The 10,764-nt window shown below is 54.1% G+C and carries 10 protein-coding genes; 7 read left to right on the top strand and 3 right to left on the bottom strand.

Going from position 1 to position 10,764, the window contains the following annotated elements; translation table 11 throughout:
- Window positions 1-247: 247 nt before the first annotated feature.
- From VN114_RS13465 to VN114_RS13445, 5 genes are all read left to right on the top strand, one after another.
- Entirely contained in the window at window positions 248-904 is a 657-nt protein-coding gene (locus tag VN114_RS13465; protein ID WP_325515699.1) for a c-type cytochrome, read from the top strand.
- Window positions 905-1,010: 106 nt separating this feature from the next.
- A complete protein-coding gene (locus VN114_RS13460) occupies window positions 1,011-3,146 on the top strand; it encodes a cytochrome c biogenesis protein ResB (protein WP_325515697.1) in 2,136 nt (711 codons plus the stop codon).
- A gap of 117 nt (window positions 3,147-3,263) precedes the next feature.
- The gene (gene ccsB, locus VN114_RS13455; RefSeq protein ID WP_325515695.1) at window positions 3,264-4,415 is read left to right on the top strand and encodes a c-type cytochrome biogenesis protein CcsB; all 1,152 of its coding nucleotides are present in this window, start codon (window positions 3,264-3,266) and stop codon (window positions 4,413-4,415) included.
- Window positions 4,416-4,541: 126 nt separating this feature from the next.
- A complete protein-coding gene (msrP, locus tag VN114_RS13450) occupies window positions 4,542-5,522 on the top strand; it encodes a protein-methionine-sulfoxide reductase catalytic subunit MsrP (protein ID WP_325515693.1) in 981 nt (326 codons plus the stop codon).
- 8 nt (window positions 5,523-5,530) lie between these two features.
- Window positions 5,531-6,172, top strand: a complete 642-nt coding sequence (locus tag VN114_RS13445; protein ID WP_325515691.1) for a protein-methionine-sulfoxide reductase heme-binding subunit MsrQ — start codon at window positions 5,531-5,533, stop codon at window positions 6,170-6,172.
- Between the two features lie 59 nt (window positions 6,173-6,231).
- On the opposite strand, the gene lysA is transcribed toward VN114_RS13445, so the two are convergent.
- Together lysA and lptM are read right to left on the bottom strand one after the other, a co-directional pair.
- A complete protein-coding gene (lysA, locus tag VN114_RS13440; protein WP_325515689.1) occupies window positions 6,232-7,515 on the bottom strand; it encodes a diaminopimelate decarboxylase in 1,284 nt (427 codons plus the stop codon).
- 7 nt (window positions 7,516-7,522) lie between these two features.
- A complete protein-coding gene (gene lptM, locus VN114_RS13485; RefSeq protein WP_414694228.1) occupies window positions 7,523-7,738 on the bottom strand; it encodes an LPS translocon maturation chaperone LptM in 216 nt (71 codons plus the stop codon).
- A gap of 58 nt (window positions 7,739-7,796) precedes the next feature.
- On the opposite strand from lptM, the gene cyaY reads away from it, so the two are divergent.
- The gene (cyaY, locus tag VN114_RS13435; protein WP_325515687.1) at window positions 7,797-8,135 is read left to right on the top strand and encodes an iron donor protein CyaY; all 339 of its coding nucleotides are present in this window, start codon (window positions 7,797-7,799) and stop codon (window positions 8,133-8,135) included.
- Between the two features lie 80 nt (window positions 8,136-8,215).
- On the opposite strand, the gene VN114_RS13430 is transcribed toward cyaY, so the two are convergent.
- Window positions 8,216-10,567, bottom strand: a complete 2,352-nt coding sequence (locus VN114_RS13430) for a penicillin-binding protein 1A (RefSeq protein WP_325515685.1) — start codon at window positions 10,565-10,567, stop codon at window positions 8,216-8,218.
- On the opposite strand from VN114_RS13430, the gene VN114_RS13425 reads away from it, so the two are divergent.
- Entirely contained in the window at window positions 10,476-10,751 is a 276-nt protein-coding gene (locus tag VN114_RS13425; protein ID WP_325515701.1) for a hypothetical protein, read from the top strand. The genes VN114_RS13430 and VN114_RS13425 overlap by 92 nt on opposite strands.
- The last annotated feature ends 13 nt before the right edge of the window (window positions 10,752-10,764 follow it).

Genomic DNA, 10,764 nt, shown 5'->3' with positions numbered 1-10,764 from the left:
CAAATCACGGAGATGATTCACCGTGGTGAAGAAGCGCGCTTGCCAAAGTAGGGACATAGGGGGAGAAAATGCGTGAACGGTGGCAAAAATGCCGAAAAGCTATTGTACAATGCCCGACTAGGCAAAGTTATGCCCACGGAGGAATACAGCAGCGCGAATAGCAGCACTATGCAGTACGTGCAGAAAACGGTACAAAACGTCGCCACCAGGCCAGAATTTTAATTAATATCAGTCTCAGGGTGTTTGAATGAATCGAGTTTGTTTTCCAATCGTAAAATCCGCATTCGTCGCATTGTTGGCCATCGCTTCCTTCGCCAACGCTGAAGAAACCAAAACGGTCAAAGCCGATCCTGCCAAAGGCGAAGCCCTTTACAACACCGGCGACGCGACACGTAACATCACCGCATGTATCGCCTGTCACGGCGCTGCCGGCAATTCATCGATTTCGCAGAATCCCAAACTGACCGGGCAGGCCGGTGCTTACCTGCACAAGCAGTTGCTCGATTTCAAGGGGCCGGCGCGCAACAATCCGGTCATGACGGGTATTGCCAAGGCCATGACGGAAGAAGACATCCAGAACGTCGTCGCCTATTTGTCCAAGCAGAAAACATCACCGGGCGCGGCCAGAAATCCGGCAACCGTCGAACTGGGCAAGAAAATCTATCGTGGCGGCATCGCGGAGAAACATGTTCCGGCTTGCGCCTCCTGTCATGGAGCGACCGGTGGCGGTATTCCTGCACAGTTCCCGCGTCTGGCCGGTCAGCATCAGGATTACACGACAGCCCAGCTCGTAGGCTTCCGTTCCGGTACGCGAAAGAACAGCGAGCCGATGACGCAAATTGCCAAGCGCATGTCGGATGATGAAATCCAGGCAGTCGCCGATTACGTTGCCGGCCTGAAGTAAGAGAACGCACACAGCGAAAGCAAAAAGGGGTAGCCTCGGCTGCCCTTTTTGTTTTCCAAGACAGTCGTTTGCCTGTTCGGCAAACAGGACGATTCGGAATGATGGAATGACAAGCGAAACAGAAACAAGTACAGGTGGATGGGAGCTGAAAACGCACCGTCGCTGGCTGGCGGAAACGGTGGAAATGCTGTCTTCAATGCGCTTTGCCATCAGCCTGCTGACGCTGATTTCGATTGCCTCCATCATCGGTACCGTTCTCAAGCAGAACGAGCCGATGCCGAATTACGTCAATCAGTTCGGCCCGTTCTGGTTTGAAATCTTCGCAAAACTGAACCTGTATGCCGTGTATTCGGCATGGTGGTTTTTATTGATCATGGGTTTTCTCGTGGTCTCGACATCGTTATGCCTGATCCGCAATGCACCAAAGATGGTGAAAGACATGCGCAGCTGGCGTGAAAACGTGCGCGAGCAATCGCTGCGCAATTTCCATCACAGGACCGAATGGCAAAGCGGCCTCAGCCGGGCCGACCTTGCTGCGCAGACGGCGGAAAGAGTCGCGGCAAGCGGTTACAAGGTCAAGGTGGTCGACAAGGGAAACGCGACGTTGATCGCCGCGCGGCAGGGTGCTGCCAATAAATGGGGTTACATTTTTGCGCATAGTTCGATCGTGATCATCTGTCTCGGCGGATTGCTCGATTCTGATTTGCCGATCCGGATACAGAAAGCGTTGTACGATAAATCCGCATTTTCAGGTAGCGGCCTGATTTCGCAGATCCCGAATGAGCATCGTCTGGGATTGGGTAATCCGACGTTTCGCGGCAATACGATGATTCCTGAAGGAAGCAGCAGCAATACGGCGATCATTTCGCAACCGGACGGGGTCCTGATCCAGGACTTGCCGTTCACGATACAGTTGAAAAGATTCGTCATCGATTTTTACTCGACCGGCATGCCGAAGCTGTTCGCCAGCGATGTCGTGATTACCGACAACGAGAATGGCAAGGTGTTTCCGGCCACCATCAAGGTCAATGAGCCGCTGATTTATCGTGGCGTTGCGGTGTATCAATCGAGTTTCGAAGATGGCGGTAGCAAGTTGAAGCTGACCGGTTATCCGATGCAGGGTTTGCAAAACGCATCGTTTGCGATGCAGGGCGAGGTCGGCGGCACCTCGCCATTGGACAAGAGTGGCGATTACACCGTGGAGTGGTCGGGCTTTCGGCCCTTCAATGTGGAGAACATGGCGAACAACGGACAGGACGTGCGCGCCGTCAATCCGAACCAGGGATTCCGCCAGTCGTTTTCAACCGGTCTCGGCAAGCATCTCGGCTCTGCAGCAAAGAATGCGAACAACAAGGATCTGAAAAACGTCGGGCCAAGTGTGCAGTACAAATTGCGTGACAGAAATGGACAGGCGCGTGAATATCAGAACTACATGCAACCAGTGCTGGTCGACGGCTCATGGATTTTTCTTGCAGGGATGCGTGAATCACCGGATGCGCCGTTCCGTTATCTGAGAATTCCTGCTGACGATAATGACACGGTGGATGAGTGGATGCGCCTGCGAGCGGCCATCATGAATCCGCAGTTGCGTGAACAGGCCGCACAACGCTATGCAAAACGTGCCGCGCCGGATTCCAGCGAAAACATCTTGCGTCTGCGCGAACAGTTGCAGGCTTCGTCGCTGAAGGGGCTGTCGATTTTCGCGGGCGATGGTCATGGCTCCAATCAGGAGTCAAAGCAGGATTCCGGTTATATGGCCGTATCGCGCTTTCTGGAAAAAATCCCTCCGCAGGAGCAGGAAAAAGCCGCGGATATATTCATGAAGATTCTGAACGGCAGCCTGTGGGATCTGTGGCAGCTGGCGCGTGAGAAAGACGGTCTGCAACCGGTGACGCCGGACGAGAAGCATGGACGTTTCCTGCAACTGGCGACCAATGCCTATTCGGATGCATTTTTTTATGGTGCGCCTGTTTACCTGCAACTGCAGGGATTTGAAGAGATCAAGGCATCCGTATTCCAGGTGACGCGTTCCCCGGGGAAAAATGTCGTCTACTTCGGTTGTCTGTTATTGGTGATTGGCGTGTTCTCGATGTTCTATATTCGCGAGCGCCGTCTGTGGGTCTGGATCAGGCCTGAAAAAGATGGATCGTCGCATGCCATCATGGCCATGAGTTCACAGCGCAAGACGCTGGATTTCGAGAAAGAATTCGAAACATTGAAACAACAGTTGCCGCAATCCTGAACGGTCACGCCGTGCGCTATATACTGTGCGCTTTCGTTCAACCCGTCGATATCGGATCGGCCTGTCTTGCATGATTGAATGACGGGCAGGGCGGCAGCAGTCATTACGGAGAATGGTATGGACGTTGTACAAAACCAGATGTATGCGCAACCTCCCGGTTTCTTTCGACGTTTGTCGGCGATCGACTGGCTGTACGGCGCGGCGTTGCTGGCGGGCGCGTTGTTCGCGCTGAGACAGTATGGTCACCACATGGATGTCTACGAGCGAACGATCCTGGTGCTGTCGGCACCGACGTTCGCATGGCTGGGCTGGCACTGGAAGTCGGTGCGCTGGCTGATGGCATTGCTGGCTGTGCTGGCGCTGTCTGCGATCTCGATGTATGGCGGCGCGTTGTCTGCAGCCGATCAGAAATTCTTCCTGAAATATCTGCTGTCCAGTCAATCGGCGATTTTGTGGATGAGCACATTGTTTGTGTTGTCCACGCTGTTTTACTGGGGCGGATTGTTCGCCAAATCGCCGACCGGCGGTTCGATCGGCAGCAAGTTGTGCTGGGCGGCTGTCGTCATGGGATTCACCGGCATGCTGGTACGCTGGTATGAGTCGTATTTGATCGGTGCAGATGTCGGCCATATTCCGATTTCCAATCTGTATGAAGTCTTCATTCTGTTTTGCATGATCACGTCGCTGTTCTATCTGTATTACGAACAGGTGTATGCGACAAGACAACTGGGACCGTTCGTGTTGCTGGTGGTCAGCGCGGCGGTCGGTTTTTTGATCTGGTACATGGTGACGCGCGATGCGGCTGAAATCCAACCGCTGGTTCCCGCCTTGCAAAGCTGGTGGATGAAGATTCATGTGCCGGCCAATTTCATCGGTTATGGGACGTTCTCGCTGGCGGCGATGGTGGCGGTCGCCTACCTGCTGAAATCACACAATATTCTGGTTGACCGCCTGCCTTCGCTCGAATTGCTGGACGACGTGATGTACAAGGCAATTGCCGTCGGTTTCGCTTTTTTCACGATTGCGACGATTCTCGGCGCACTGTGGGCGGCAGAAGCATGGGGCGGCTACTGGTCGTGGGATCCGAAGGAAACCTGGGCATTGATCGTCTGGCTGAATTACGCCGCTTGGTTGCATATGCGTTTGATGAAGGGGCTGCGCGGACAAGTCGCGGCGTGGTGGGCTGTAGTTGGTCTGCTGGTGACGACCTTTGCCTTCCTCGGCGTCAACATGTTCCTTTCGGGGTTGCACTCCTACGGCGAACTGTAACCTTTCGTTGGGCGGCAACGTAATAGGATAGGTGGGAAGAAGTTTCCTTACATTTCTGTAATGAAACTTTCAATGTGTCGCGTCAGTCTGACTTGCGACCAATGGCCATCAATTTACGGAGTTGTCATGCTGATCAAACGCCAGCCCAACGGAGTCGATTTACCGTTCGCATCAGAAATCACGCCGCGCGAAATTTTCGAATCGCGCCGATCCTTCATCCAGAAAATCGCGGTCGGTTCGATCGCCAGTGCTTCTCTACTGGAAATGGCGTCGCGTGAAGCATTCGCTGCGTCGCCTGCACCGCAGAAACTTGCGGCAAGGCAGAATACGTCATATGTCGTGCTCGACAAGCAGACGCCGTACGAAGATGCCACCACGTACAACAATTATTACGAATTCGGCACCGATAAATCCAATCCTGCGCGATATGCGTCGGCGTTGAAAACACGTCCATGGACCGTCTCCATCGAAGGCGAAGTCAAAAAGCCGATGACGCTGGATATCGACAGTCTGTTGAAGCTGGCTCCGCTTGAAGAACGCGTCTATCGCCTGCGTTGCGTGGAAGGTTGGTCGATGGTCATCCCGTGGGTTGGCTATTCGTTGTCCGAACTGATCAAGAAGGTCGAACCGACATCGAATGCGAAGTATGTACAGTTCGTAACTGAACTGGATCGTGATGCGATGATCGGCGTGCGTCGTCGAGTACTTGACTGGCCTTATACAGAGGGTTTGCGTATCGATGAAGCGAATCATCCGTTGACGATGTTGACGCTCGGTATGTACGGCGAAGTGCTGCCGAATCAGAACGGCGCGCCCGTACGCATCATCGTGCCGTGGAAATACGGATTCAAATCGGCCAAGTCGATCGTCAAGATTCGTTTCGTCAAGGATCAACCGAGCACGGCATGGAACTCCGCGGCACCCAATGAATACGGTTTCTATTCCAACGTCAATCCGCAAGTGAACCATCCACGCTGGTCGCAAGCCAGTGAACGCCGTATTGGTGAGGACGGTTTTTTCACGAAGAAGCGCCCGACGTTGATGTTCAATGGTTACGACCAGGTTGCTTCGCTGTATAGCGGCATGGATCTGAAAAAATATTTTTGAGCGGTCCTATGGCTTTCAATCCTGCTCCACGCCAACTGGCTGTCATCAAGACCGTGGTTTTCGTTCTGGCCCTGTTGCCGTTCTGCCGTCTGGTATGGGGCGGCTTTGCCAACCAGTTGGGTGCCAATCCGCTTGAATTCATCACATGGAATACAGGTGACTGGACGCTGTATTTTCTATGCATGACACTGGCTGTCACGCCTCTTCGCCGTTTCAGTGGATGGAATTGGCTGGTGCGATTGCGTCGCATGATTGGTTTGTTTGCCTTCTTCTATGCCTTCCTGCATTTCACAACCTTTCTCTGGTTCGATCATTTTTTCGATGTACAGGAAATGCTGGCGGATGTCGTCAAACGTCCATTCATCCTTGTCGGTTTTACCGCCTTTGTATTGCTGATTCCGCTCGCCGTTACGAGCACCAACGGCATGGTGAAGAGGCTGGGGGCAAAGCGCTGGCAGTGGCTGCATCGCTTGATCTATCTGATTGCGGCGCTAGGCATTTTGCACTTTTGGTGGATGAAGGCGGGCAAACACAATTTCGAGCAACCGATTATTTTCGGAACGATCGTTGCGGTGCTGCTGTTGTTGCGCGTGATGTGGGCCGTGCAGAAGCGCTTGAAAGAACGTGCGATGATTAATCGCACGGCATAGAGAAGAAGTTGAAATAAAAAAGCGGATGAATCTTCATCCGCTTTTTTTGTGGCCGAAATCTACGGAAGCAGCGATTCCAGGGCAAACAGATCGCCTGGCGATTCACGTTTGCGAATCAGGTGTGCGGCTGAGCCATCCACCATCACTTCGGCCGCACGGCCGCGTGTGTTGTAGTTGGACGACATCGTCATGCCGTAGGCACCTGCCGACATGATTGCCAGCAGGTCGCCTTCGCCGATTGCCAGTTCGCGCGCGCGCGCCAGCCAGTCACCGGATTCGCAGACCGGGCCGACCACATCGTAAATCTGTGTCGCAACATCGCGCTGCAATACCGGTTGCACACCATGCCACGCCTCATACATGGCCGGTCGCATCAGGTCATTCATCGCTGCATCGACGATCGCAAAATTCTTCGTTTCACCATGCTTGATGAACTGGACTTCGGTCAGCAGAACGCCGGCGTTGCCGACAATCGAGCGGCCTGGTTCGAACAGAACAGTGATCGGTGCACCGCCGTGTTTCGCGGCACGCCACGCATCGATTTTTGCAAACAGGCGCGACAAATAATCGCCGACTGCAACTGGCGCGTCGTTGTTGTAATTGATGCCGATGCCGCCACCGATATCCAGATGATGAATGGCGATGTCTTCAGCGGCCAGCGTATCGATCAGGTCGATCAGCTTGTCGACGGCTTCCAGCAGCGGCGCATCGTCAAGCAACTGCGAGCCGATATGGCAATCGATGCCGATGACGTTGATGTGTGGAAGCGATGCGGCGACGCGATAGGTTTCCAGCGCATCTTCATAGGCGACGCCGAACTTGTTGTCTTTCAATCCGGTGGAAATGTACGGATGCGTTTTCGCATCGACGTTCGGATTGACACGCAGCGAGACCGGCGCACGCTTGCCCGTTTCTGCAGCGACTTCGTTCAGGCGGTGCAACTCGGGGATGGATTCGACGTTGAAGCACAGGATGTCGTGCGACAGTGCCAGACGCATTTCGTCACGCGATTTGCCGACACCGGAAAAGATGACCTTGCGCGGCGAACCGCCTGCTGCGAGCACGCGCAACAGCTCGCCGCCGGAGACGATATCAAAACCGGAACCGAGCTGGCCCAGTACATTGAGCACGGCAAGATTCGAATTCGATTTGACCGAGTAGCAGACCAGCGCTTTTCCCTCGCCACGGCCATGTTTTTTACACGCGTCCGAATATGAGGAAAAATTCTCGACCAGTGCGGCCTTTGAATAAATGTAAGTTGGCGAACCGAACTGGCGCGCTATCTGCGTCAATGGCACGTTTTCGGCGCATAGTTCGCCGTTTTGGTAGGAAAAATGCGACATGAGGAATTTACTTTGAATTCGGTGAAGCGGCAGGGCCAGACGGTTCGATGGTGAGTGGTTCTGCACTTGCCGGCGCAACAGGACCGGTGGTGCGGATCGGTGCAGACGCAGCCGGCTTGCCTTGTTGTGGCATATACAACGGGCCTTTTTGCCCGCAGCCGCTGAGCGCAGTCAGACAGAGGGCAGCGCATACAAAAGCGGAAAAAGGAAAAAAACGGAGCATGCCGGAATGAGACTTCACGATTAGAATCACGGTTTGACGAAACGTGGTGGAGTGTAGCATGACCGAATCAGAATTCCTGAAGCAGGCGGAGGCCGCATTGGGCCGGATCGAGGCAGAGCTGGAAGGGCTGGCCGACGACACCGATCTGGATGTCGAATGCACCCGTAGCGGCAATGTGCTTGAGATTGAATTTGTCGATAACGGCTCGAAAATCATCGTGAACAGCCAGGCACCGATGCAGGAGTTGTGGGTGGCGGCCAAGTCGGGCGGTTTCCACTTCAAGCAGCAGAGTGGCAAATGGATTGGCACGCGAGACGGGGCCGAATTGTTTGCAGCGTTATCGCAGATGATCAGCGCACAAGGCGGTGTTGAGGTGACATTGCAGGATGCAGATTGAATTGCTGATCGCCTGGAATAAAAACGGGAAGCTGTATGGCTTCCCGTTTTTGCTCCAGGCGCTGTGATCAGTTATGAATATCAGAACAGTTCGTTCTTCACTTCATCGCGGGTCGGTTCGCTGGCCTGTCCCGGCGAATCACTCAGGCCCAGATTGCGCACGCCCAGTTCAGGCGGATTTTCTGCGTAATAATACTCGCCGTTGACAGTGATGATGCCGTCCGGAATAACCAGATCTTCCATCGGCACGCCTTTCAACGCATTCTGCATATAGCTGATCCAGATCGGAAGAGCGAGGCCGCCACCGGTTTCGCGATTGCCGAGATTGCGTGGTTGATCGAAGCCGATCCAGGCGATTCCGACAATGCTTGGCTGGAAGCCGGCAAACCACGCGTCGAACGAATCGTTGGTGGTGCCGGTTTTACCTGCCAGATCGGTGCGCTTCAACGACATCGCCTTGACCGCGGTACCGCCTTTCACGACATCCCGCAACATGCTGTTCATCAGGAAGGCATTGCGCGCGTCAATGACGCGGTTGGCTTCGTCACCGGCACGGGCTGGTTTAACTTCCGACAGCACCTTGCCATTGGCATCGGTAATTTTTGAAATCAGATAAGGATTCACCTTGTAGCCGCCGTTGGCGAAAACGGCGTAGGCGCCTGCCATCTGCAAAGGAGTGACGGCACCGGCGCCGAGCGCGAGCGTCAGATAGGGAGGATTTTTATCCGCATCGAAGCCGAAGCGGGTTGCATATTCCTGTCCGTACTTGGCGCCGATCTTGTGCAGGATACGGATGGAAACCATGTTCTTCGACTTCATCAAGCCCTTGCGCATCGTGATCGGGCCGTCATATTTTCCGTCGTAGTTTTTCGGTTCCCATGGTTGACCACCGGTCTGGCCGCCATCGAAACTGATCGGTGCATCATTGATGATGGTCGATGGCGACAGGCCTTTTTCCAGCGATGCCGAGTAAATGAACGGCTTGAAGGACGAGCCTGGCTGGCGCCATGCCTGCGTGACGTGGTTGAATTTGTTGCGATTGAAATCGAAGCCGCCGACCAGAGCGCGAATCGCGCCGTCAGCCGTATTGGCGGCGACGAAGGCAGACTGCACTTCCGGCATCTGCGTGACACTCCAGTTTTTTCCTTCCTGTGTGACGCGAATGACCGCGCCGCGTTTGACGCGTTTGTTCGGTGGCGCCTTGTCACTGAGCAATGCGGCGGCGAACGTCAGGCCTGTGCCTTCGATGCGGATTTCCTCGCCAGAAATCAGTACGGCACGAACCAGTTTCGGCGTGGCTTCCAGTACGACAGCGGCAACCAGATCGTCACTGTCCGGATGGTTGGCGAGTTCGACTTCAATCGCGTCTTCCGCTTCATCCTTATTGTCGGGAATGTCGATATAGCTTTCCGGCCCCCGATAGCCATGGCGCTTTTCATAATCCATCACGCCTTTGCGCACGGCGAGATAGGCCGCGTCCTGATCGGCTTTCGTGATCGTCGTGAATACGTTCAGGCCGCGCGTATAGCTTTCTTCCTTGAACTGTTCATAAACCAGTTGGCGCGTCATCTCCGCGATATATTCGGCATGGACGCCGAATTCGCTGCTGTTGGTCTTGATCTTCAGTTCTTCATTCTTGGCCTGTTCATATTGTGGCTGGCTGATGTAGCCGAGCTGAACCATGCGCAACAGAATGTATTGCTGACGCGCCTTTGCGCGCTTGGGATTGACCACCGGATTGTAGGCGGACGGTGCCTTCGGCAAGCCGGCCAGCATGGCTGCTTCAGCGATCGAAATGTCTTTCAGCTGCTTGCCAAAATAAATCTGCGCAGCGGACGAGAAGCCATAGGCACGTTGCCCCAGATAAATCTGGTTCATGTAAATCTCGAGAATCTGGTCCTTGGTCAGATTGTTTTCGATCTTCCAGGCCAGAAGCGCTTCATAGACCTTGCGCTTCAAGGTCTGCTCGCTCGAAAGGAAAAAGTTGCGCGCGACCTGCTGCGTAATGGTCGACGCACCTTGGCGCGCGCCGCCGCTCAGGTTGTGGATCGCGGCCCGTGCAATGCCAAGGTAATCGACGCCACCATGTTCGAAGAATCGATCGTCTTCGATGGCCAGCACGGCCTTTTTCATGATGTCCGGAATATCCTTGCTACGAACAAGATTTCGTCTTTCTTCGCCAAATTCGCCGATCAGGACGTTATCTGCAGAGAAAATGCGTAATGGAATCTTGGGTCGATAGTCGATCAGCGAATCAAGTGCAGGCAGATTCGGATAGGCCATTACAAGTGCAAAAAACAGAATCAGGGCACCGATGGCACCAAGGCCGGCGATGAGCCCGATGAAACCTAATCCGATTCGCAACAGAGTGCTGGAAGCGCTTCGAGAGGATTTGGCAGAGTTACCGCCAGACGCCGATTGTTTGGAAGCCATGCAAGAAAAAGGAGGAGAAAAATATCCGCGCCATTATAGCGAGGGCGTTGCGGCAGGCATGAGTGTGTCCGGAAAACCAGGCAATTGCAAAATCTCCCGACCCGCGTGGACTTTTGGCAACGGATTTGCAAATTACTCGACGGAAATTGCTTTACACTTTTGGAGCCTTGTTGCTACGATTTAATGTAACGTTTTAC

Source organism: Oxalicibacterium sp. (assembly GCF_035565035.1).
Classification (GTDB): domain Bacteria; phylum Pseudomonadota; class Gammaproteobacteria; order Burkholderiales; family Burkholderiaceae_D; genus Oxalicibacterium.
The sequence above is the reverse complement of the archived record's forward strand: the minus strand, read 5'-3'. Positions and strand labels throughout refer to the sequence as shown.

What these genes read in the sequence shown, in the direction of transcription:
- VN114_RS13465 (WP_325515699.1), top strand. Translation starts at nt 248, where the DNA reads ATGAATCGAGTTTGTTTTCCAATCGTAAAATCCGCATTCGTCGCATTG.
- VN114_RS13460 (WP_325515697.1), top strand. Translation starts at nt 1,011, where the DNA reads ATGACAAGCGAAACAGAAACAAGTACAGGTGGATGGGAGCTGAAAACG.
- ccsB (WP_325515695.1), top strand. Translation starts at nt 3,264, where the DNA reads ATGGACGTTGTACAAAACCAGATGTATGCGCAACCTCCCGGTTTCTTT.
- msrP (WP_325515693.1), top strand. Translation starts at nt 4,542, where the DNA reads ATGCTGATCAAACGCCAGCCCAACGGAGTCGATTTACCGTTCGCATCA.
- VN114_RS13445 (WP_325515691.1), top strand. Translation starts at nt 5,531, where the DNA reads ATGGCTTTCAATCCTGCTCCACGCCAACTGGCTGTCATCAAGACCGTG.
- lysA (WP_325515689.1), bottom strand. Translation starts at nt 7,515, where the DNA reads ATGTCGCATTTTTCCTACCAAAACGGCGAACTATGCGCCGAAAACGTG.
- lptM (WP_414694228.1), bottom strand. Translation starts at nt 7,738, where the DNA reads ATGCTCCGTTTTTTTCCTTTTTCCGCTTTTGTATGCGCTGCCCTCTGT.
- cyaY (WP_325515687.1), top strand. Translation starts at nt 7,797, where the DNA reads ATGACCGAATCAGAATTCCTGAAGCAGGCGGAGGCCGCATTGGGCCGG.
- VN114_RS13425 (WP_325515701.1), top strand. Translation starts at nt 10,476, where the DNA reads ATGAAACCTAATCCGATTCGCAACAGAGTGCTGGAAGCGCTTCGAGAG.
- VN114_RS13430 (WP_325515685.1), bottom strand. Translation starts at nt 10,567, where the DNA reads ATGGCTTCCAAACAATCGGCGTCTGGCGGTAACTCTGCCAAATCCTCT.